Origin of the sequence: Actinomadura pelletieri DSM 43383 (assembly GCF_003634705.1) — a bacterium.
GTDB classification, from domain to species: domain Bacteria; phylum Actinomycetota; class Actinomycetes; order Streptosporangiales; family Streptosporangiaceae; genus Spirillospora; species Spirillospora pelletieri.
The window spans coordinates 558,817-581,744 of record NZ_RBWU01000002.1 but is presented as its reverse complement, the minus strand read 5'-3'; the positions used below and the strand labels follow the sequence as shown (position 1 = coordinate 581,744).

At 72.2% G+C, this 22,928-nt stretch carries 18 protein-coding genes; 13 read left to right on the top strand and 5 right to left on the bottom strand.

The window, feature by feature from the left end; translation table 11 throughout:
- Positions 1–14: 14 nt before the first annotated feature.
- Genes BZB76_RS09420 through BZB76_RS09395 form a run of 6 tightly spaced genes read left to right on the top strand, consistent with a single transcriptional unit; the run spans position 15 to position 8,003 of the window.
- Complete coding sequence (locus BZB76_RS09420) at positions 15–1,163, top strand: DegT/DnrJ/EryC1/StrS family aminotransferase (RefSeq protein WP_121433908.1); 1,149 nt, start codon at positions 15–17, stop codon at positions 1,161–1,163.
- A gap of 2 nt (positions 1,164–1,165) precedes the next feature.
- Complete coding sequence (locus tag BZB76_RS09415; protein WP_170180560.1) at positions 1,166–2,317, top strand: SDR family NAD(P)-dependent oxidoreductase; 1,152 nt, start codon at positions 1,166–1,168, stop codon at positions 2,315–2,317.
- 19 nt (positions 2,318–2,336) lie between these two features.
- On the top strand, positions 2,337–3,536 hold the full coding sequence (locus BZB76_RS09410) for a glycosyltransferase family 4 protein (RefSeq protein WP_170180559.1): 1,200 nt from the start codon (positions 2,337–2,339) through the stop codon (positions 3,534–3,536).
- Positions 3,533–6,313, top strand: coding sequence for an O-antigen ligase family protein (locus BZB76_RS09405; RefSeq protein ID WP_170180558.1), 2,781 nt, complete (start codon positions 3,533–3,535; stop codon positions 6,311–6,313). The genes BZB76_RS09410 and BZB76_RS09405 overlap by 4 nt, the downstream gene beginning before the upstream one ends.
- A gap of 2 nt (positions 6,314–6,315) precedes the next feature.
- Positions 6,316–7,059 carry a sugar transferase gene (locus BZB76_RS09400; RefSeq protein WP_121433904.1) on the top strand — a complete coding sequence of 248 codons (744 nt, stop codon included), beginning with the start codon at positions 6,316–6,318 and terminating at the stop codon, positions 7,057–7,059.
- Positions 7,060–7,082: 23 nt separating this feature from the next.
- Positions 7,083–8,003 (top strand): hypothetical protein, encoded by a 921-nt coding sequence (locus BZB76_RS09395; protein WP_147449391.1) that lies wholly within the window; start codon positions 7,083–7,085, stop codon positions 8,001–8,003.
- A gap of 9 nt (positions 8,004–8,012) precedes the next feature.
- Here the strand turns inward: BZB76_RS09395 and BZB76_RS34670 are convergent, their stop codons facing one another.
- A complete protein-coding gene (locus BZB76_RS34670; RefSeq protein WP_170180557.1) occupies positions 8,013–8,171 on the bottom strand; it encodes a hypothetical protein in 159 nt (52 codons plus the stop codon).
- 132 nt (positions 8,172–8,303) lie between these two features.
- A complete protein-coding gene (locus tag BZB76_RS09390; protein ID WP_121433902.1) occupies positions 8,304–9,869 on the bottom strand; it encodes a Rieske 2Fe-2S domain-containing protein in 1,566 nt (521 codons plus the stop codon).
- A gap of 259 nt (positions 9,870–10,128) precedes the next feature.
- Here BZB76_RS09390 and BZB76_RS09385 point away from each other — a divergent pair, with 259 nt between their 5' ends.
- The 6 genes from BZB76_RS09385 to BZB76_RS09360 all read left to right on the top strand — a co-directional run bounded on the left by BZB76_RS09385 (position 10,129) and on the right by BZB76_RS09360 (position 15,490).
- Complete coding sequence (locus BZB76_RS09385) at positions 10,129–10,995, top strand: sensor histidine kinase (RefSeq protein WP_121433901.1); 867 nt, start codon at positions 10,129–10,131, stop codon at positions 10,993–10,995.
- The gene (locus BZB76_RS09380) at positions 10,992–11,639 is read left to right on the top strand and encodes a response regulator (RefSeq protein WP_121433900.1); all 648 of its coding nucleotides are present in this window, start codon (positions 10,992–10,994) and stop codon (positions 11,637–11,639) included. The genes BZB76_RS09385 and BZB76_RS09380 overlap by 4 nt, the downstream gene beginning before the upstream one ends.
- A gap of 110 nt (positions 11,640–11,749) precedes the next feature.
- The gene (locus BZB76_RS09375; RefSeq protein WP_147449390.1) at positions 11,750–12,724 is read left to right on the top strand and encodes a cytochrome P450; all 975 of its coding nucleotides are present in this window, start codon (positions 11,750–11,752) and stop codon (positions 12,722–12,724) included.
- Positions 12,725–12,782: 58 nt separating this feature from the next.
- Positions 12,783–14,075, top strand: coding sequence for a sensor histidine kinase (locus BZB76_RS09370; RefSeq protein ID WP_147449389.1), 1,293 nt, complete (start codon positions 12,783–12,785; stop codon positions 14,073–14,075).
- A gap of 41 nt (positions 14,076–14,116) precedes the next feature.
- The gene (locus BZB76_RS09365) at positions 14,117–14,782 is read left to right on the top strand and encodes a response regulator (RefSeq protein ID WP_121434589.1); all 666 of its coding nucleotides are present in this window, start codon (positions 14,117–14,119) and stop codon (positions 14,780–14,782) included.
- Positions 14,783–14,869: 87 nt separating this feature from the next.
- A complete protein-coding gene (locus tag BZB76_RS09360; protein ID WP_121433897.1) occupies positions 14,870–15,490 on the top strand; it encodes a response regulator in 621 nt (206 codons plus the stop codon).
- Here BZB76_RS09360 and BZB76_RS09355 read toward each other — a convergent pair.
- Positions 15,374–16,819 (bottom strand): serine/threonine-protein kinase, encoded by a 1,446-nt coding sequence (locus BZB76_RS09355; RefSeq protein ID WP_121433896.1) that lies wholly within the window; start codon positions 16,817–16,819, stop codon positions 15,374–15,376. The two genes, BZB76_RS09360 and BZB76_RS09355, sit on opposite strands and share 117 nt — an antisense overlap.
- A 135-nt stretch (positions 16,820–16,954) precedes the next feature.
- Positions 16,955–18,931, bottom strand: a complete 1,977-nt coding sequence (locus BZB76_RS36345) for a serine/threonine-protein kinase (RefSeq protein WP_281273859.1) — start codon at positions 18,929–18,931, stop codon at positions 16,955–16,957.
- Between the two features lie 134 nt (positions 18,932–19,065).
- On the opposite strand from BZB76_RS36345, the gene lysX reads away from it, so the two are divergent.
- Positions 19,066–22,395 carry a bifunctional lysylphosphatidylglycerol synthetase/lysine--tRNA ligase LysX gene (gene lysX / locus BZB76_RS09345; protein ID WP_246006844.1) on the top strand — a complete coding sequence of 1,110 codons (3,330 nt, stop codon included), beginning with the start codon at positions 19,066–19,068 and terminating at the stop codon, positions 22,393–22,395.
- On the opposite strand, the gene BZB76_RS09340 is transcribed toward lysX, so the two are convergent.
- Positions 22,392–22,922 (bottom strand): hypothetical protein, encoded by a 531-nt coding sequence (locus tag BZB76_RS09340; RefSeq protein WP_121433895.1) that lies wholly within the window; start codon positions 22,920–22,922, stop codon positions 22,392–22,394. The genes lysX and BZB76_RS09340 overlap by 4 nt on opposite strands.
- Positions 22,923–22,928: the final 6 nt, after the last annotated feature.

The window sequence follows — 22,928 nt, the reverse complement described above, 5'->3', positions numbered from 1 at the left end:
AGGAGATAAGCCGGATGACGTCAAACGTCCCGTTCTGCGTCCCGCCGCTCACGGGCGGGGTGCCCGACGCGGTCGTCAAGGTGCTCGACTCCCGCTGGCTCACCACGGGCCCGGAGACCGCGGCGTTCGAGCAGGAGTTCGCCGACTACCTCGGCGCCGCGCATGTCGTCGCGGTCGCCTCGTGCACGAGCGCGCTGGAACTGAGCCTGCGCGCGATGGACCTGCCGGCGGGATCGCCGGTGCTGACGCCCAGCCTGACGTTCTGCGGCGCGATCAACGCGATCCTGCACGCCGGGCACCGTCCCGTCTTCGTCGACATCGACGAGGAGACGCTGGTGCCGAGCCAGGAGACGGTCGCCGCCGCGGCGGCGCGGGTGAAACCCGCCGCCATGGTCCTGCAGAATCAGGGCGGATATCCGGTGGACGTGCCCGCACTCACCGAGGCGGCCGGGCTCGACCGGTCACGCGTGGTGGAGGACGCCGCGCACGGACCGGGCGCGGCACGCGACGGAGCCCCCGTCGGATCGTCCTCGTACGCGGCGTGCTTCTCCTTCTACGCGACGAAGAACATGCCGATCGGCGAGGGCGGCGCGGTCGCGACCGGCGACGAGGAGTTCGCCGACCGGGTCCGCGCGATGCGGCTGCACGGGATGAGCAAGGACTCCTGGAAGCGTTACCTTCCCGGCGGGAGCTGGCGGTACGACGTGAAGGCCGTCGGTCTGAAGGCGAACATGACCGACGTCCAGGCCACGATCGGACGCGCCCAGATCCATTCGCTGCCCGGCTGGCAGGAGGCGCGGGAGCAGCTCGTCGCCCGCTACGACGAGGCGCTGGCGGGGGTGGCCGGGGTCGTCCTTCCGCAGCGGAAGTCCCTCGACGGCGTCCGGCACGCCTGGCATCTCTACCAGGTGCGCGTGAAGGACCGTGACGCGGTCGGCGACGAACTGCAGGCGGCGGGCATCGGGACGTCCGTCCACTTCATCCCGGCCAACCAGCTGACCGCCTACCGGGAGATCGTCGGCGCGGACGAGTGCGCGCGGGTCCCCGTGACCGACCGGGTCGGGGAGGAGCTGCTGTCGCTGCCGCTCTACCCGGGCCTGACGGCCGACGCCCAGGACCGTGTGGTCGCCGCCCTCGCCGAGGCGATGCGGACCCGGAGCTGACCGTGCGCTGGTTCCCGTCGCACCGTCCCCGCCGAGGCACCGCGCCCGCCGTGGCCGCGGCCAGCCCGCTCGCCCTACTGCTGGACCGGGAGGAGATCGTCCTCACCGATCTGCGGGGGCGGCGCCTGGTCCGCGGCCGGCGGGTGCTCGTCACCGGTGCCTGCGGGACGGTCGGCGCGGCGCTGTGCCGCCGGATCCGACGCCTGGATCCGGCGGCGCTGTGCCTGGTCGACAACGACGGGCGCCGGCTGGAACGGCTGGCCCGCACGCTCACCGGGGAACCGGGCGACGGCCGGATCGCCATCGCCGTCGCGGATGTGCGGGACGCCGACCGCCTCGACGCCGTCATCGACGACAAGAGGCCCGAACTGCTCTTCCACGCGGCGGGCAGGCACCGGCTGTCCGCCATCGAGAACGATCCATGCCGCGGCGTCGCCGACAACGTGGTCGGCACCCGGCACGTCGTCGACAGCGCCGTCCGGCACGAGGTGCGGCGGCTGGTGTTCGTCTCGTCCGACCGGGCGGCGGAGCCGACGTCGGTGCTCGGCGCGACGATGCGGCTCGGCGAGATGCTGCTGCAGACGGCGACGGGCGGGCCGACGTGCTTCGCGGCCGTCCGCGTCGGTCAGGTCATCGGCGCGTCGAGCGCGCCGCTCGGCCGCCCGCTCGCGCACCGGATCGCCGCCGGTGAGGTCATCACGGTCACGCATCCGGAGGCCGCGCGGCACGTGATGACGGTGACGGAGGCGGTGGGCCTGCTGATCGAGGCCGCCGCGCTCGCGGAGGAGGCGGAGACGTTCGTCCTCGACATGGGCCGGCCCGTTCCGGTCCTCGACCTCGTGCAGCGGTACGCGGCGCAGGTCCACTCCCCCGCCGTCACGATCAGGTTCAGCGGACTCGGCCCCGGCGAGAAGCTGACCGAGAAGGCGTTCGCCGACTCGGAACAACGTATTCGCACCGCACACCCCAAGATCTGGGGGACCAGGCCCGCACCGCCCCCCGGCGGGCTGCCGCGGTTGCTCGACGCGCTCGCCGCGGCCGCGCAGGCCCGCGACGCGGACGAAGTGCGCCTGCTGCTGCGCCGCCTGCTACCGGAGTATCGCCCGGCCCGGCGTCCACTCTCGGCCAGTGAGGTAACCCGTGAAAACAGGTAGGAAGCTACGAGTAGCGCAAGTGATCACCCGGTTCAACGGCGGCGGCGGGAGGGTGGCGCTGAACGGCGCCCTGTGCCTGCCCGACGACGGATACGAACGGGCGATCGTCACCGGCGGCGTCGGCATGGACAGTGAACCGTCCGCCGCCCGCGGCCGCGTCCTCCACGGCGACGACGCCGTCGCGAACGCCGCCGCCGGCGACCTCACCCCCGACGCGTACCGCGCCGGGATGGAGGTCGTCCAGGTGGGATCCCTGGTCCCGCAGATCTCCCCCCGCGACGACCTCGCCGCCCTGTCCACCCTCACCAAGGTGCTGGCGGACGGGCGGTTCGACGTCGTCCACACGCACTCCTCCAAGGCGGGCGTCATCGGACGCCTCGCGGCGGCGCGCGCCGGCGTCCCCCGCATCGTGCACACCTGGCACGGCTTCCCGTTCCACGAGTTCCAGTCGTGGCCGCGGCGCACCGCCTACATCCGGCTCGAACGCATCGCCGCCAAGCACACCGACGCGTTCCTCGGGGTCGGCACGGACACGGTGACGACCGCGCTGCGGCTCGGGCTCGCCACACCGGAACGGGTACGCCTGTCGTGGCCCGCCGTGGACGTCGAGTCGTACGTCGCCGCGCCCGGCGCCAGGGCGCGGGCCCGCCGCCGGCTCGACCTGCCCCTCGGGGTGAAGGTCGTCGGTTCGATCGGCCGGCTCACCTTCCAGAAGGGTCCGGAGATCTTCGCCAAGGCCATCGCGCGGCTGCCGGACGACGTGTTCGGCCTGTGGGTCGGCGGCGGTCCGATGGCGGACAGGCTGGCGAAGCTCACCGCGCGGCTCGGCATCGAGGATCGGATGCGCTGGCTCGGGCACAGCGACGACGTCGCGTCCGTCATGCCCGCGTTCGACCTGATGGCGATGGCGAGCCGCTGGGAGGGGCTGCCCTGCGTGCTGGTCGAGGCGATCAGCGCCGGAATCCCGCTGGTCGCGACGGCCGTGCCGTCCAACCAGGACCTCGTCCTCGCGGGCGAGACCGGGCTGCTCGTCCCGCCGGAGAACCCGGAACGGCTCGCGGACGCCATCACGGCGATGCTGGACGATCCGGTCGCCGCGGACCGGATGGCCGAACGCGCCCGTGGCCGGGTCGGCGAATGGTTCACCCCCACCCACCTCGGTACGGTCCTGGACGAGACCTACCGGGGCACTTCCAGGCGGCCCTACCAGCGGTCATGACCTCGACCGCGACCAAAGCGGCGCCGAAGGAGGAATCGTCGGGGGCTCCGGCGCCGTGGGTTGAGCCCCCCGAGCCCGCAGAAACCAGGCGAGGACGGTGGCGGCCCGAGGTCGTCACCCTCGTTCTGGGCATCGCGTCGCTGCCCATGCTGCTGCCCGGCGGGCTGCCGCCCGGCCCCGGTAACACGGCGATCCCCGACGCGGTCCTGGTCGTGTTCGCGTTCGCCGTGTTCCTGTGGGCGGGCACGCGGCGGGTTCCCGTCCGCTGGCCCTACCTGCTGCCCACCCTGCTCACCGTCCTCGCGGGCGGCGTCGCGGCGCTCGCCAACGACAACGCCGGGGCGCTCACCCTCGTCAAGGACGTGTTCGTCCTGCTGTGGGCGGTCTGCGTCGCCAACCTCTGCCGTGATCCGGCGCTGCTCCGTGTCACGCTGCGCGCCTTCGTCGGGATCGGCACCTTCTACGCGCTCGTGATGATGACCGGGTTCGCGATCGGGAACGACGCGATGTCCGGCAAGCAGATCGACGGTTCGCGGCTGATGTTCACTTTCGGGGACGCCAACTACGCGGCCAACTGGTTCATCTGCATCTTCTTCATCGCCCGCGCCGCCCGCTGGCCGGAGACGAGATGGCGGCGCTGGACCGTGTGCGGCATCCTCATCACCGCCGAGCTGCTGACCGGCTCGAACGGCGGGATGCTCGCGCTCAGCTGCGCGCTGCTGCTCGGCTACCTGTTCCGGCTGTTCCGCGAGGGCAAGGCCCACCACGCGATCGTGGTCGGCGCCGCCGCCGTGTTCGTCGGCGGCGCCGGGATCACCCTGGTGACCCAGGTCGACGTCCAACCGTTCCTGGACCGCGCCAGCGAGGCGTCCCCGCTCCTGCGCGACTCGATCGGCAGGACGACCGGGGAGAGCACCGAGTCCCGCAGCACCGTCTTCTCCACCACCTGGGACATGATCCAGGCCCAGCCCCATCCGTGGGGCATCGGCGCCGCGGAGACCGAACGCCAGATGCTCGTCCAGCAGGAGACGTACGTCCGCGAGGCGCACAACGACTACATCGCCTCCGTCCTCGAACGGGGGTTCCTCGGCGGGCTCGCGCTGGTCCTGCTGCTGTCGGTCCTGGTGGTGAGGTGTGTGCGGATCGCGCGGCGCGGCGCGCTGAAACCCGAGTACGCGCGGCTCGTCCCGCATCCCGAACTGTTCGGGGCGCTGCTGGTGGTGTTCGTCATCTGCGGCCTGTTCTATGAGGTGCTGCACTACCGGCACGGCTTCGCGATCTTCGGTCTGATCGCCGCCCTGGACCTGTTCGGCCGCCGCACGTCCGGCGCGTCCCTCCGACCCGCCCCCGCGGCCCGCTTAGCGGGCGACCCTCCCGCGCCGCCCGCCCCGCCGGCTCCTCGCCGGATCGCCGTCCGGTACGGCGGTGCCAGGGAGGTCGCGCCCGTGCCGGGACGTCGCCGGGTGAACGGTGTCAAGACCGGCATCGCGACCAAGGAACCCGAAACCGGCAAGGAACCCGGGCATGACGCCGGGCGGAGCGGTCTCCGCGGGCGGCTCGTGCAGCTCGTCGCGGGGAACATGGCCGCGCGGGTGGGCGCGCTGGCGTCGCTGGGGGTCGCGACGATCCTCGTCGCGCGGGTCGGCGGGCCGACGCTGGTGGGGGCGTTCACCCTCGTCCGCATCCTGCCGGGGCTGCTCTGCCATCTGTCGAACGCGGGGCTGCCGGCCGCCGCGCCCTACTTCCTGGCCCAGTCCGACCGCGACCAGAGCCGGGTGCGGCCCACCCTGGCCTGGCTGACGGTGATCGGAGCGGTCCTCGCGGGCGTCGGCTGGCTCGCGTTGAGCCCGCTGCTCCTCATCGTGTTCTTCAAGTCGTTCGGCATCTGGCTGACGCTCGCCGCGGCCGTCCCCGCGTTCACGCAGGGGTTCGTGTCCGTCGGCAAGGGGCTTCTCCAGGGGACGGACGACCCGAACGGCGCGAGCCTCGCCATCGCCGTCGAGGAGTTCGTGTTCCTGCCGATCTACATCGCGATCCTGGTCGGCTGGCACGGCACGGGCGCGCTCGTCGCCGGGCTCGTCCTCGCCGACCTCGCCGCCGCGGCGTGGATCGCGCGGCGGCTGGCACGGCGCGGCTTCTTCCGCGGCTGGGGACGTCCGGACGCGCGCCTCGGCCGGTCGATCGCCGGTTACGGGATCCGCGGCTATGTCGGCCAGCTCATCGACCTCCTGCAACTCCGCTTCGACATGGCGCTGCTGGGCGCGCTCGCCGGGCCGAAGACGCTGGGCGTCTACACGGTCGCGAGCAAGTTCGCGGAACTCGTGCAGCTTCCGGGGCTCGCCGTGAACTACGTCCTGTATCCCGACTTCGCCAGGGAGGACAAGAGGAGCGCCGCCCGCCGGACCGCCGCCCTCATCCTCCCGGCGCTCGGCGTCTCCGTGCTCGCCGCGCTGCCACTCGCGCTCATCGCCGGAACGGCGCTGCCGTGGGTGTTCGGCGACGTGTTCGACGATGCCGTCGTACCGACCTACATCCGTCTCGCGGGTGTCGTGACCTTCGGTGTGACCGGGCTCGTCATGGCGTACCTCTACGGGGTCGGACGACCGGGCGCCGCGTCCACCGGGCAGGGCATCGGCCTGCTCGTCGTCGTCGTGCTCGGGACGCTGCTGATCCCGGCGCACGGCGCGGCGGGCGCCGCCGTCGCCACCTCGGTCTCTTTCCTCACCACCACCGCGGCTTTGCTGGCCTGGTTCCAGGCCGTCAGGAACAAGGGGTGACCATGTCCAAGGACTTCACCGCGCGACCCATCGACCCGTCCGACGGAATCCCGCCCTCGCGCGGCCGGCGCGCGCTGGACATCATCGCCGCGTTGACCGGGCTACTGCTGCTGTCCGTCCCGATGATGCTCATCTACGTGCTGGTCCGGCTGACGAGCCGGGGTCGGGGGATCTTCAAACAGACCCGTGTCGGGCAGGGCGGCCGGCCGTTCACCATGTACAAGTTCCGCACGATGCGGCAGGGCGTCGGCGGGATGAAGGTCACCGCGACCTCCGACCCGCGGGTCACCCCCCTCGGCCGGTTCCTGCGCCGCTACTACCTGGACGAGCTGCCGCAGCTCGTGAACGTGCTCCGCGGCGACATGACGCTCGTCGGCGCGCGTCCGGAGACCTACGACCTCGCCGTCTACTACGACACGCGCTGGCGCTGGATCTTCGACCATCGGCCGGGGATCACGGGCCTGTCCCAGGTGAGCTTCCGGTACGCCGAGATCCTGCCGCCGGGTCAGGAGGTCGACCTCGCCTTCTACGTGGAGCATCTCGCCCCGGCGCAGTCGGCGGCCGACGCGGTGTACCTGAGCAATCCGTCGATGCGGGTGACGCTTCGCGTCCTGTTGCGGACGGTCCGCTACATTCTGGGGTTCAAAGTGCCACAGTTGCCGGTGTCCGGGAGCGGCAACGTGTCAGAGTTGACGTCACCGTCCGACGCCGCGCACCGCGCCAAGGAGCCGGGGTCCGCCGCCTGACGGCGCGCCAAGGAAGGTACCGCATGGACTTACGGGATATGCGTTTCAGGTTCTCCGCGGTCGGCGCGGCGATCGTGCTGGTCACGGGGTTCCTGGTCGTCACCCGGGCGGATCCGTCCGACCACGTCCGCGACTGGGTGCCGCCCGCGTCTCCCGGCGTGCCGGCGCCCGACCCCGGCAGGACCCGCCGCGTCGCCCTGAACTCCGAACCCGCCGACTACACGCGGCTGAAGGAGCTCGGTTACGACGTCGTGGACGTCGAGGCGGACGCGTCGCTCATCGCCGGGGTCCCGCAGGGCATGCAGGCGATGCTGTGGGTCGGCAACTTCCACTGCGGTGCCTTCCACCTCGACATGGAGGCGTTCAGACGGGCCGTCGACCGGTTCGGACGGAACGAGAAGGTGTACGGCTGGTACCTCTCGGACGAGCCGAACACCGGCGAATGCCCCGAGGTCGTGGACGAGATCCGCAACCGCGCCGAGTACATCCGGCGGCACGCGCCCGGCCAGGTCTCCTACATCGCGCTGACCGACTGGCCGATGAGGTCGCTCACGCCGCAACGCGTCAGCGTCGACCTGGTCGGGCTGGATCCCTACCCCTGCAAGGGTTCGCCGACGCCGCTCGACGACTGCGACATCCGCGCGGTCGACCGGATGGTGCGAATGGTCGACGACGCGGGCATCCCCCGCGGCAAGGTCGCGCCCGTCCTGCAGACGTTCGGGCAGGACTGCTCCACGGGCGACAAGCAGTACTGGCTGCCCACGGAGGGCCAGTTCCGCGAGATCCTCGCCCGCTGGGACCGGCTCGTCCCCACCCCGCGGCTGGAGGTCACCTACTCGTGGGGCCACCAAGACGAATGGGCCTGTCCCACCCTGGCGGACGCCACCGGCGGCGACCATCCCGACCTGCAGAGCATCATCCGGTCCCGCTACGCCGGACGTTGAGAGACCGGGTCAGCCACCCGGTCTTTCGGCCACGGCCGGATGGCCCGGCTCCGACGGCAAGGGCAGGTCCATGGACCCGATCTTGAGCGCCAGGACCTCCATGACACCGATGACGAGAACGAACGCGACAGCCAACAGGCCGATCTTCTTGCGGTTCAGACCGCGCACTCTTCAAACCCCCCAGACAAACAGGGGAAAAACCTAACACGTAACGACTGAGGACTGATGTCAGACACGCCGGACTCGTCCCACTTAGCAGAGATTCTCGGACGACCGGGCGCCCGGACGCCCGGCCTCGGGTCAGGACAGTTTCCGGCTGGTGAGGTTCGCGGCGCGGGCGTTGACGCACTCGCCGCTGGCGAGGTCGAAGGCGAAGTTGTGGGCCAGGCAGTGGATCCGGCCGTCGCGGACGACGGCGCCGACCGACAGGTCCTCGCCCGCGTGCGGGCAGTAGCGGGGGATGTCGTAGCGGACGCCGTCACAGGCGACCGTGATGCGCTCGGTCTCGTCGCGTCCGGTCTCGTAGGCCTCGACGGCCTCCAGGGCGGGCGCGTTGGCGTGCTTGAGCAGGCCGACGAGGTAGTCGTTGTAGACGTCGGGGTCGCGGTAGAGGCTCACCCGGAACGAGATCAGCAAGTCCTCCCACGCCATCCGGCCCGCGAGGATGCCGTCGATCCAGCGTCCCGCCGCGGTGATGCGGTAATGGGGGCGGACGTCGGAGGACGCCTCGCTGACCGTGACACCGTCCGGGGAGAAGTCGACGTTCCAGACCCCGCCGTTCGGGCCGGTGACCTCGAACTGGACGACCATGGCGATCTGGCGGAGGAAGTAGTCGCTGAGGCCGCCGAGATAGTCGAAATGGGCGACGAACCGGTCGAACAGATCGGGACCCGGCTCGGGATGACGGGCCATCACCTCGGCGATGGCGGACGCGCGGTCGGCGGCGTACCGCTCAAGGTACGCGGGCCGGTAGGCGTCGGCGAAGGAGAAGTCGGCGGAGACGGGGTCGCGGATGATGGCACCGGTGTCGAGGTCGAGGACGTCGCCGGGCTTGAAGTAGTCCCAGCGCTGGTTCGGCAGATGCTCGCGCAGCCATTGCGTGGAGACGTCCGGGTCGCAGAACGCGCCGTCCTCCTGGTCGAGGATCTGGTTGAGGTGGTCGACCTCGGGGTCCAGGAAACAGGGCGGCCCGGCGAACGGCACCGCGAGCTCCGGCGCGGTCTGCCGGACGAGCCGCTGCACGGCGCGCAGCTTCGACACCCGCTTGTCCATGGCGACCTTGGCCATCTCCTCGGGCGGGTACTCGTAGCAGATCGGATGCCAGGACGCGCCGGACGTCTGCACGGCCATCAGGTCCAGCCGGCCGCCCGCCAGATGCTTGGCGCGGCGGGCCTGCGCGGCGGTGAGCCGGGCGTCGTTGGCGTGCAGGATCCCATGACCGTCCGCGACGATGAGAAAGGCGGCGTCATGGCACATCGGCGACAGTTCCGGAATCGCGGTGATCCACGACCCCCGATTGTCGAGCGGGAATTTCTCCCACGCCGTCAACTCGATTACCTGCCGGCCGCCCGCCGCGGCCAGCATGCGCTCCCGGAAGGCGGGTCCCGGATAGCACGGAATGAGGATTCTAGTACGAGCCGGAAGTCGCTCCAGCACCCATGGGTCGAAGTGATCGAGATGTTCGTGAGAGACCGCGACCCAGTCCGCGTCGAGCAACGCGGCGAGGTCGAGGTGGTCGTTCCGCGGATACTGGTGCCAGGCTCCGAGAAAGGCCCCTGTCGGAGCAAGCCACGGGTCGGCGAGCAGGTGGAACGCGCCAGCGTCCACCGCCACCCCCGCATGTCCCAGAAATGTGACCGTCGCCATGCTCTCGACTGTCTCGTCTACGGCCGGGCAACGCACCCGCTGGAATGCGCAATGTGGCTACGCCGTAAGCATGAAAGAATGGACGGCAGCAAGAACTGACAATCCCGACAGGGACGCACCGTCAATCAAAAAGGTTCACCACCCGATGTGCATGTCCACTTCTGGTCAGCGGGCGGACGGTTGTGGCCATTGACTGGACACCTACGTATAGCGGAGCGAACGTCTATACGGTGCCGAAATAGCGGAGCGGGGAATTCTCATGGACGAAGCGGAGTCCCGGTCGACTCCGGCGGACGCACCCGCACGGGCGGGGACGCTCGCGGACCTCGGTCCGCCCGAGCCCGCGCACCACGGCGAGTTCCCGACGAACCGCGTCGCACAGTCGGGGGCGCACACCCTCTGGCGGCGACGGCTCAGACACGACATCCGCCACGAACTCGGCACGATCATCATGCTGGCCTCCGCCGTCGCCGTCGCCGAGGACGTCGGCGACACCAGCAGGGCCCGCATCGAACAGCTTCTCGGCGAGACCCGGTGGCTCGACCATCTGCTGCGGCGGCTCGACGAGGACGACCCCGAGGGCGAGGACGCGAACCGGCCGCCGCCGAACCCGGACCGGATCCGGGTGGACGACCTCACCGCCGAGGTCGTCACCGGCATGCGGCTCGCCACCTCGCACGAGGTCTGCTTCGCCGGCGACGAGGCGTGGGCGCACATCGACCCGGTCGCGCTGTGGCGCGCGGTCCGCAACGTCCTCGACAACGCGTGCCGGGTCGCGGACGGGCACGTCGACGTCCGGGTCGAGTCCGACCAGGGCTGGGTCGCCGTCCAGGTCGACGACGACGGTCCCGGCTTCGGCGGCACGGAGACACGTCCGGACGGGCCGGCCCGGCGCGGGCTCGCGTCCCTGGGGCTCGGCATCGTCCACGACCTCGTCTCCGGATACGGCGGCAGCCTGGAGATCCGCACCTGCGAGATGGGCGGGGCCCGCGTCCGGATCCTGCTGCCCGCGGCGCCGCCCCCCGACAGACGGCACCCGGGCCGGGGGCACACCGGCGGAGGGTCCGCGCACCCGTCCGGCCCGTCGCAGGACGCCCACGCCGACGACTGGCGGCGACACCCATGAAGATGGTCATCTGCGACGACCACGCGGTGTTCGCCGAGTCGCTGTCCCTGGTGCTGACGGACGCCGGGCACAGCGTCGTCGGCGTGGCCTGCTCCCCCGCCGACGCGATGCCGCTGCTGCGCGGCGGGCAGCCGGACCTGTGCCTGATCGACCTGCGGTTCCCCGACGGCACGGCCTTCGACTGGATGGCACGGCTGCGGGCCGCGTCCCCGGGCACACGGTTCATCGTCCTCACCGGGTTCCTCGAACCGGGCGTGATGGAGTCCGGGCTGGCGGCGGGCGTGCGGGGCTTCGCGCACAAGGGGCAGCAGACCGGCGACATCCTCGCCGTGCTGAGCCGCGTCGCCGACGGCGAGATCGTCGTCGACCAGGACGCCCGGCGCAACGGCCCGCGGCCCAGCAACGACGCGCAGCGGGCCGCGCGGTTCCTCACGCCGCGGGAACGTGAGGTCCTGACCCGGCTGGCGCGCGGCGAGTCGACACAGGCGCTCGCCAAGGCGATGGGCGTCACCCGCAGCACGGCCCGCAGCCACGTACAGAGCGTGCTGAGCAAGCTCGGGGTGCACTCGCAGCGCGAGGCGGTGATCGAGGCGGCCCGGCACGGCCTGGTCAGCGTGGAGACCGGGGAGTGGCTCGCCGGCTGAGGACCGGCCCGGCGGTGGCGGGCGGGGCCGCCGCCGGGCGGACGGCCGGAACCGGACCTTCCGGCGTCCACCGGGACGCGTTAGCGTCCCGACTGGCGAAGGAGGTTCCCATGCCTCTAGGGCGAGGCGCGCTCCCCCTCTCCGATGCCGGTGTGCTCGACCATGCGGACGCCTACGCGCACGGCGTCCCGCACGACCGGCTGGACCGGCTCCGGGCCCGGACCCCGGTGGTGTGGCTGGACGGGCGCGCGGCCGGCCGGTCGGGCGCCTGGGGCGTGCTGCGCCACGACGACGTCCTGTACGCCCTCGCCCACCCGGAGATCTTCGTGCCGGCGGACGACGGCACCCTGCACGGCACGGCCAACGAGGACGATTCCGGCGACACCCCCCTCGACGGCGTCCGGTCCGAGTGGCCCGCGCCCATCGACATGGACCCGCCGGCGCGGACCATGCTCGCCCGGATGCCGTCCGGGGTGACGGTCGACTTCGTCGGCGAGGTCGTCCGCGACCTGCCCGAGACGCTGCGGAACACCCTCACCGGCGGTCTGTACGCCCTCCTCCGGCACCCCACCCAGTACGCCCGGCTCCAGGAGGAACGCTCGGACGAGCGGCTCATCGACAGCGCGGTCGAGGAGATGCTGCGGTGGTGGACGCCCGTCCTGCGGGTCTGGCGGATCGCCCGCCGCGACACGGCCATCGGCGGCGTGCCGTTGCTGGCCGGTGAACGCGTCGTCCTGTGGCTGGTGTCCGCGAACCATGACGGCGAGGCGTTCCCCGACCCGGGACGGTTCCAGCCCGACCGGTTCCTCATGGGAGGCCGGTCCCCGGAACCGGGCGGTGTCGCGCCCGGCGCCCGCGCCCACCTGTGCTTCGGCTTCGGGGTCCGCGCCTGCATGGGCGCGCGGCTCGCGCGCGTGCACCTGCGCGCCCTGCTCGACGCGCTGCTGGAGCGTCCGGGCCTGCCCCAGCTCGCGGGCGCCCCGGTGACGCTGCGATCGAGCACCCGCCACGGCTTCGAGCACCTTCCCGTCCGCTGGACGACCCAGCCCGCCGGAAGACATGGCCCCCTACGTCCCGGGGCGTAGGGCGGTTACCTCCCCACGGGCGACGTGACCCCGGACACCGATGACTTACCGTGCAGACATGAGCACTTCACCGCCGCGCTGGCCGCGCCCCGCCGGGTGGCCGGTGTGGGTCGTCCCGCTGCTCCTGGTGGTCGTCCAGATCCTGGGGACGCTGGGCGCGGGGCACGGCGGCGGGCGGGCGGAGCGGTCCGGTCCGCCGTGGGCCGACGGCGGCGGGTCGTCCGACATCGCCCACCGGGACCTGGACCCGCTCGGGTTCGGCCTGCTGCTGGGCGGACCGGCGCTGCTGCTGCTGCGCCGCCGCCATCCGGTGATCACGCTCGCCGCGACCGGGGCCGTGACCGCCCTGTACCTGCTGCGCGGCTACGTCTACGGGCCCGTGCCGCTCTCTCTCGCCGTCGCGCTGATGGCCGCGGTCGTCGCCGGGCACCGTCTGGCCGCCTGGGCGGGCACGGGCGCCGGCCTGGCCGTCTTCTTCGGCCTGACCGCGCTGATCGGCGTCCCGGCGGACGAACGCGGCACCCGGGGATGGTTCTCGCCGCAGGAGCCCAGCCTGGTCGGCGCGACATTCGTCATCGCCTGGGTGCTGGTCGTGCTGATCACGTCCGAGCTGGTCCGGATGCGGGCCCAGCGGGCCGCCGAGTCGGCCCGGGTCCGCGCCGAGGAGGAGCGCCGCCAGGCCAGCGAGGAGCGGCTGTTGATGGCCCGCGAGCTGCACGACGTCCTCGCCCACAACATCTCGATGATCAACGTGCAGGCCGGGGTGGCGCTGCATCTGATGGACGACGATCCCGAGCAGGCCCGGACGGCGCTGGCGGCGATCAAGGACGCCAGCAAGGAGGCCCTCACCGAGATGCGCGGGGTGATCGGGGCGCTGCGGGCGCAGGGCGAGACCGCGCCGCGCTCCCCCACCGCCGGGCTCGACCGGCTCGACGAGCTGCTGGACCGCGCCCGCTCCGCCGGGCTCCGGGTGGAGTGCGAGATCACCGGGGAGCGCCGTCCGCTGCACGCGGGCACCGACCTGGCCGCGTTCCGGATCGTCCAGGAGTCCCTGACGAACGTGACCCGCCATGCCGGGCCCGGCCCGGTGACGGCGCGCGTCCACATCGCCTACGGTGAACGGGACATCGTGGTGCGGGTCGACGACGACGGCCGGGGGGTGTCGCTGCTGGACGACCGTCCGGGCGGCAGCGGGATCCGCGGCATGCGGGAGCGCGCCGCGGCGCTCGGCGGCTCGTTCGAGGCCGGCCCGCGGCCCGGCGGCGGTTTCCGGGTGCGCGCCCGGCTCCCCCTCTCCGACGATTCCGCGGCGCGGGAACCGGACGGCGCGTCCGCCGTGAGGGAGGACTGAACATGCGGGTCTCCGGTGGGTCTCCGGACGCGGGACGCCCCGTGGTCAAGGTCCTGCTGGCCGATGACCAGGTGCTGGTCAGGGCCGGTTTCCGGGCGCTGCTCGACGCGCAGCCCGATATCGAGGTCGTCGGTGAGGCGAGCGACGGCGAGGAGGCCGTGGCGCAGGCGCGGCGGCTGCGTCCCGACATCATCCTGATGGACATCAGGATGCCCGGCCTCGACGGGCTCGCCGCCACCCGGCGGATCGCCTCCGACGAGCGACTCGACGGCGTGCGGATCGTGATCCTCACCACGTTCGAGCTGGACGAGTACGTGTTCGAGGCGCTGCGCGGCGGCGCGAGCGGGTTCCTGGTCAAGGACACCGAGCCGGTCGAGCTGATCCACGCCGTCCGGGCCGTCGCGGCCGGCGACGCGCTGCTGTCGCCGTCGGTGACCCGCCGCCTCATCGCCGAGTTCGCCGCCCGCGCCAAGGAGCCGGCGCCGTCGCCGCGGCTGAACGCCCTGACCGAGCGGGAACGGGAGGTGATGGCGCTGGTCGGCGAGGGGCTGACCAACGAGGAGATCGCCGCCCGGCTGGTGGTGAGCCCGGCCACGGCGAAGACCCATGTCAGCCGGACGATGGTGAAGCTCGGCGCCCGCGACCGCGCGCAGCTCGTCGTGTTCGCCTACGAGTCCGGGATCGTCAAACCCGGCTGGCTGCCCTAGAAATGCGTACTCTGGGCGATTCACTGTCGCCGTACGGTGGGTCGTGGCAGGGTGGACGGCAGAGCCGTCGCTGACGTGAGGAGTCCGGTGCCGAGCGACACGAGGATCCTGGCCGTCGACGACCGAACGGAGAATCTGACCGCCCTCGCCGCCGTGCTGGACGCGCTGCCGGTCGAGGTGGTCCCGGTCACGTCCGGGCAGGCCGCGCTGAAGGAGCTGCTGAACGACGAGTTCGCGCTGATCCTGCTCGACGTCGTGATGCCGGAGATGGACGGTTTCGAAACCGCGGCCCATATCAAGGCCCGGCCCCGCACCCGCGACATCCCGATCATCTTCCTCACCGCCGGCGGCGAGTCCGGTGAGCAGGCGTTCCGCGGCTACGCGGCCGGTGCCGTCGACTACCTCACCAAACCGTTCGACCCGTGGCTGCTGCGGGCGAAGGTGTCGGTGTTCGTGGAACTGCACCGCCGTCACCTGCAGCTCAGGCGGCAGGCGCGGCTGCTGCGGCAGAGCCTCGCCGAAGGCGCGGACGGCAACGGCGACGGCGCGGCGGCGGGCGGCGACCGGCTGCTGACGGCCCTCGACGAGCGCCTACGGCTGGTGGAGGACGATGTGCAGCGGCTGCGGACGGGTGAACCCGCCGGCGAGCTCGACGAACATGTCGCCGACCTGCGCCTCGCCCTGGACGCGCTGTCCGCCGGCGGCTGATCCGGTCCGGAGCTTGCCGCGCAGGATGAACGCCCCGGCCAGCACCGCCACCACGACGAGGACCACCGCGATCGTGACGACGACCACGGTCCGGCGGCGCTCGGCGCGTCCGTCGGAAGGGCCCGGCGCGGGCGGCGGGGACGGTTGCTGCCAGTGCGAGTACTGCCGAGGCTGTTCCCACGGCGGCGGTGTCCGCGCAGGCTGCGAGGCCCCGGCCGACGGGGACGAGGACGGCGCGGGCGGCGACGAGGACTGGGGCGAGGACGACGGTTGAGCGGGCGGCTGGGCCGGGGGTCGGGTGGGGGGCGGCGGAGGCGGAGGCGGCGGCGCCCACCCGCCGGGGTCACGGCGCGTCACCGCGCCGAGTTCGTCCGGGTCGAGGACGGTCTCCGACGGCTCGTCCACCCTGGTGGGCAGGAAACGCGCGGACGGCTCGTCCGTCACCGTCTCCTCGGCCTGCGGCGGGGCGGGCGGCGCCGAAGGCGACGAGGGGGACGAGGGGGACGACGACCGTGGGCGCAGGGCCGCCACGCGGGTGAGCAGTGGCTGTGCCTGGGCGGCGGTCATCCGGTTCATCGGCTCGCGGGCCAGCAGGCCGTTCAGCACCGGCGCGAGCGGGCCCGCGTTGCGCGGCGGCGGCACCGGCTCGCTCAGGGCCGCCTGCAACGACGCCATCGCGTCCGACCGCTCGTAGGGTGAGTGCCCCTCCACGGCCGCGTACAGGGTCGCGCCGAGCGCCCACAGGTCGGAGGCGGGCACCGCCCGTTCGCCCTGCGCCCGCTCCGGAGCGATGTAGGCGGGGGACCCCATGACGAGGCCCGTCTGGGTGAGGGTCGCGTCGCCCTCCATCTGCGCGATGCCGAAGTCGGTGAGCACCACCCGTCCCGCATCTGTGATCAGAACGTTACTGGGTTTGATGTCACGGTGCAGAATGCCCTTCTCGTGGGCGTGGCGGAGCGCGCCGAGCATCTGCAACCCGATGTCGGCGACCCGGCTGTGGTCCATCGGGCCGCGTTCGAGGACGTCCTGAAGCGACGGCGCGAGGACCAGCTCCATCACGATCCAGGGCCGGTCGGACTCCTCGACGACGTCGTGGACGGTCACCACCCCGGAATGGTTCAGCCGCGCCGACGCCCGTGCCTCCCGGAACGTCCGCTCGTACAGGACGGCCCGTTCCTCCTCGTCGAGGCCCGGCGGGAACACGACCTCCTTGACGGCGACCTCGCGGTCCAGCATGACGTCGAGGGCGCGCCACACGGTGCCCATCCCGCCCCGGCCGACGACCGAGTCGAGTCGGTAGCGGTTACCGAGCAGACGTGCCTGTGCCATTGCTAGAGGGACCCCCCACTGGTCGGCCCACCCCGGAGGGACGGAACGTGTCGATTATGCGTCACACCGTTCCCGTCCCGTGGCCTCCGGCCACGGTTTCGCGCCGGAACCGACCGGCGAACAGGCGATCCGCCACTAGTCACCCGCGGGTTCGAAGAAGCGGTACACCGGCTGCATGTCGGCGAACACCTTGGCCCAGTCGCTCTCGGGGGCGCAGAGGAGGATGGCGTAGCCGTGCCCTCCCGCGACGAAACCGCGGTTGAGGATGTGCTTGCGCCCGCCACCGTTGTCGAAGGTGAACTCCCAGTCGGCGGAGTCGTCGCCGTCGCCGGTGTCGGGGACGGGCGGATGGTCCCCGGTCGGCTCGATCCGGATCTCCCGGTAGCCCGCGAAGCGGTTACCGCCGCGTGCCTGCCGCCGCCAGTCGTCGATCGCGCTGTCGCTGGGGTCGTCGGTCTGGTCGATCTGGAGATAGGTCCTGCGGTCCGGCGAGTAGAAGTGGTCGCCGCCCTGCTTCCGTTCGGGGCCGCTCCAGCCCTTGGGGACCGGTACGGAGTAGCCGCTGGGGTCCTTGTGCATGGTGAACCCGGCGGGAAGCGCGTCGGCGGGCTTGGCCGAACTCGGTGGCGCGGACTGCTTCTGGCCGCCCGTCTTCTGGCCGCCCGTCGTGGGGGTCGTGGCGGCCTCCTTGCGGGCCGGTTTCCCGTTCCCACGGCTGTTCGCCAACGCGATGCCCGTGACGACCACGATGATGATCAGCGCGACCACGGCGACGATCAGGACGTTGCGGTTGGAGGCGAGGGCGGGCCGTCCGGCCGGGTGCGTGGACGGCGCGAAGTGCCGCGCCGTCGCCGGGTCGCCGGACGGTTCCGTCGCGGAGTTCCCGGCGGCGGGCGCGGAGGACCGGGGCGAGAGGGAACGCCACGTCGCCGCACGGCCGGGGTCGGGGGTGGTCTCGCCGGGTCCGGCCCGGCCGCCGTCGGCGCCGACGCTCCCGAACCGCGCGGTCGAACCGGGCTCGGCCGACCGGCCGGACGTCGCGGACCGGGAAGAGCGGGAGGATCGGGCGGAACGGGACGGTCGGGCGGTTCGCGGGGAGGTCGTGGGCGGCAGGTCGAAGCTGGTCAGCTGGTCCGGGCGGGCCTCGGCGGCGTCGGGGCCGGGACGGGGGCCGACCGGGTCGACGGTGGTCGGGCCACCGGGATCGGCCGTCCCCGCGGGCATGTCGTCGGCCGAGTACTCGACGGCCATCGTCCGCTGCGTGTCGATGGTCTCCCGGCGGACGATGTCGTCGAGCAGCGCGCCCGCCTCGATCGCGTCCATCCGCTCGTCGGGGTCCTTGCGCAGCAGGCCCTCGACGACGGGGATGAGGCGTCCGCCCATCTCCGGCGGGTCGGGCTCCTCGGAGATCACCGCGACGAGCGCGGCCATCGGTTCGGGCCGCTCGAACGGCGACTTGCCGTGCAGCATCGCGTACAGGGTGACGCCGAGCGACCACAGGTCGGACGCGGGACCCGCGACCCGGCCGCGGGCCCGTTCGGGCGCGATGTAGGCGGGGGACCCCATGACCAGGCCGGTCTGGGTGAGGGTGGCGTCGCCGGACGCGGTGGCGATGCCGAAGTCGGTGAGCACGGCCCGCTCGCCCATCCGCCCGGTGCCGGTGATCAGCACGTTGCTGGGCTTGACGTCGCGGTGCAGGACACCGGCGCCGTGCGCGGCGTGCAGGGCGGCGAGCATCTGCCGGCCGATCTCCGCGGCACGGCGGGTCTCCAGCGGCCCGTCCTGCTTGATCACCTGGTCCAGGGAACGCGCCCTGATGAGCTCCATGATGATCCAGGGCCGGTCGTCCTCCTCGACGACGTCATAGACGGTGACGACGCCGGGGTGGCCGAGCCGCGCGGCGGTGCGCGCCTCACGGAACGTGCGCTTGTGGTGGACAGCGCGTTCCTCGTCGGTGAGACCATGCGGGAGGATGACCTCCTTCACCGCGACGTCACGACCGAGGACCTCATCGTGTGCCTGCCAGACCGTCCCCATGCCGCCTCGGCCGACCTGGGTGACCAGGCGGTAGCGGCGGGCGAGCAACCGCCCACCGGTGGGTTCATTTGGCATATCCGCGACCATATCGACTTTTGCTGAGAATCTTGGACCAAGCTTGCACGCCACATCCCCCTACCCGTACGACGTCCGGCTTCACCCGCGGGTTCGCCTCCGGACGGTCATCCGCACACGGAAACGTGATCCACGTGGCCTTCGTAACGACGACTGACCCGGCCGTGGCGCGCGGCGGCCGTGGAATCGGCCTGCGCGGTGAGTGGCGCCGGCTGGTCCGGGCCGCTCCGACGATCTTCTTCTGGTACACCCGACTCTCCGGGATCCTGTCGCTGCTCGCGTGGGGCTCCTATGGTCTCATCCTTGAGATCGCCGACATCTGGGCGCTGCGCTGGATCGGGTATCTCGGCTGGTTCCCGAGCGTGCCGCTCGGGCTCCTCTGGATCCTGCTGTCGATGGGCGTCCGGCGGCGCAAACGGGTCGCGTGGCGACTACTGCTGTTGATCTTCTGTCTGCCGACCGCGCTCGGCGTCGCGGCGTTGCTGACGGCCGCCCTCGACCCGGACGAGGTCATCGCGCCCGGACTGGTGGGGACCACCGCCGTCCATCTCGCCGTCCTCACCCTGGTGGTCGCCGCGCGCGGGCAGTTCACCACGCTGCCCGACCGCGCGAACCGGCGTCTGGCCGCGCGGGTCTTCACCGGCCTACTGGTCGTGACCTGCGGAATCGGGACGTTCACCGTCACCGTCACCGACCGCGACGGCAACGGCGACTTCTGGACGCATCCGGTCTACGCGATCTCGCAGACCGTTCTCGGGCCGCGCGTCACCGGCAAGCCGATCGACGTGGACGTGCCGCTCTGGGTGGACGCGATCCTGTGGGTCCTCGGCACCGGGCTGCTGATCGTCACGTTCTGGGCGATGTTCAAACCGGGCCGCCGCGACCCCGTTCTCGGCCCGCGGGAGGAGCTCGCCGCCCGCTCGCTGCTCGCCGAGCACGGCGACCAGGACTCGCTCGGCTACTTCGCGCTGCGCCGCGACAAGGACGTCATGGTCGCACCGAACGGTAAGGCGGCCATCGCCTACCGGGTCGAGGGTTCGGTCTCCCTGGCCAGCGGCGACCCGCTCGGCGATCCCGAATCCTGGGACCAGGCGATCGAGGCGTGGCTGGCCGAGTGCCGCGCGCACGCCTGGATCCCCGGCGCCGTCAGCGTCGGTGAGCGCGGCGCGCACGTCTACCGGCGGCACGGGTTCGACGCGCTGGAACTCGGCGACGAGGCCGTCCTCGACCTCACCGCGTTCAGTCTGGACGGACGGGAGATGCGGCCCGTCCGGCAGGCCGTCCGGCGGGTCGAACGCGCCGGGTACACGGTCCGCGTGCGCCGCCACTCGCAGATCCCGGCGTGGGAGATGGCCACGCTGATCCGCAGCGCCGACGCGTGGCGCGGCGACGCCGCCGAACGCGGCTTCTCGATGGCGCTCGGCCGGCTCGGCGACCCCACCGACGGCCGTTGCGTGATGGTCGAGGCGTTCGACGCCCGGGGCGACCTGCGCGGCCTGCTCAGCTTCGTGCCGTGGGGACGCGCCGGCCTGTCGCTCGACCTGATGCGCCGCGACCCGGCCGCCGAGAACGGGCTCAACGAGTACATGGTCGCCAAGCTCGCCGAGCGGTCGGCGGCGGTCGGCGCGCAGCGGCTCTCGCTGAACTTCGCGACGCTGCGGTCGGCGTTCGTCCGCGGCTCGCAGATCGGCGCCGGGCCCGTCGCGCGGCTGTCCTACCGGTTCCTGTCGTTCGCGTCGAAGTTCTGGCAACTCGAGTCGCTGTATCTGGCGAACTCCAAATACCTGCCCGACTGGCGTCCACGCTACGTCTGCTACACGCAGAGCCGCCACCTCGTCCGGTTGGGGCTCGCGTACGCCCGCGCCGAGGGGTTCCTGCCGAACCTGAACCGGCCGAAGCTGGATCGCGCGGCGGCGATGGTCCCGTCCGGCGACCTCGTCGAGAAGATCAAGGAGATCGAGGACGCCGCCGACACGCCCTGCGTGCCCCGGCGGCGGCTGTCGGAACAGGAACGGGTCAGGCACGCCAAGCTCGACCGGATCCGCGCCGCCGGGCTGGAGCCGTACGCGCTGCACTGCGACCGCGCCGACCTCGCCGCCGACGTCCGCGCCCGCTTCGTCCATCTGCCCCCGGACACGCGCACCGGCGTGCGCGCGGCGATCGCGGGACGGGTCGTCCTCGCCCGCGAACACGGCAGGCTGATCTTCGTGACGGTGCGGGACGAGACCGCCGACCTCCAGGTCATGCTGACCGCCGACGCGCTCGGGGACGACTCGCTGCACCGCTGGAAGACCCTCATCGACCTCGGCGACCAGGTGGCCGTGCGCGGCGAGGTCGTCACCTCGCGGCGCGGGGAGCTGTCGGTGCTGGCGTCGTCATGGACGCTCGCCGCCAAATGCCTGCGCCCCCTGCCGAACAAGCGGTCGGGCCTGAGCGATCCCGAGGCCCGCGTCCGGCGGCGATACGTCGACTTCATCGTAAACGACGACGCCCGCCGGATGCTGCGGATGCGCGGCGACGCGATCGCCGCCCTCCGCGACGGCCTGCGCGACCGCGGGTACCTCGAAGTCGAGACGCCGATGCTGCAACCCATCCACGGCGGCGCGTCCGCCCGCCCGTTCACGACCGGCATCAACGCCTACAACATGCGGCTCTACCTACGGATCGCGCCCGAGCTGTATCTCAAGCGGCTCCTGGTCGGCGGAGTCGGCCGTGTCTTCGAGCTGAACCGCAACTTCCGCAACGAGGGCGTGTCGCACAAGCACAACCCCGAGTTCACGATGCTGGAGGCGTACGAGCCGTACGGCGACTACGACACGATGGCGACCCTGACCCGCTCCCTCGTCGTCGACGCGGCCCGCGCGGCGCTCGGCGGCACGGTCGTCGTCCGGGACGGGGTCGAGTACGACCTCGCCGAACCGTGGCGGGAGGTCACCGTGTACGGGTCGGTGTCCGAGACCCTCGGCGACGAGATCACGCCGGACACCCCGCTCGACGTCATGCGGGGGTACGCCGAACGCTTCGGGCTCGGGTTCGACCCGAAGTGGGGGCAGGGCAGGGTCGTCCAGGAGCTGTTCGAGGCCCTGGTCGAGGAGGAGCTGACCGAGCCGACGTTCGTTCGCGACTACCCGGCGGAGACGTCCCCGCTGACCCGCCCGCACCGCCGTGACCCGCGGCTGGCCGAGAAGTGGGACCTCATCGTCTTCGGGCTCGAACTCGGCACCGCCTACTCGGAGCTGATCGACCCCGTCCTACAGCGGCGGCGCCTCACCGAACAGTCGCTTCAGGCCGCGGGCGGCGACCCCGAGGCGATGGAGCTGGACGAGGACTTCCTGCACGCCCTGGAGTACGCGATGCCGCCCTCGGGCGGTCTGGGCCTGGGCATCGACCGTCTGCTGATGACGTTGACGGGCCGCAGCATCCGGGAGACGATCCCCTTCCCCCTGGCCCGTCCCGGCGGCTAGAGGGTTCGGGGAGCCGGACGGTAACCCTGTCCGGCGAGCCATGCCCGGCCCGCGCCACGCCGCGCGTCCTCCCCCTCCGGCAGGACGGCCGGAGGTATCGGAAGCCAGCGCCCGGCATTCTGCGGCTCATCGTCGGGCACCTCGTCGAAGAGGACCTCGTCCAGAGGCAGGACGTCGCCGCGTTCGAGATCGAGGACGTGCAGGCCGTCGTCCATCGCCGCCGCCACGGCCCCGAGGTCGACCGGCAGCGGGACCAGGGCGGCCCCGTGCTCGGGCGGCGCGGCCAGTTCGGCGGCGAGCACCTCGTCCCCCGGCAGGGCCCGCTCGGCGAGCAACGCACGACACTCCGCGGCGAGCCAGGTGCCCTCGATGCGTCCCTGGGCCACGGCCGCCACGGCCACGTCACCGGCGTACTGGAGGACCGGTGCCAGGGGACGCTCCCGCAGGACGTCGAGCCCGGCGTCCACGTCCCCGCGATGCACGGCGGACCTCAGCCGCGCCAGCGCCTCCCCGTCCCATTCGGCCACACGGAC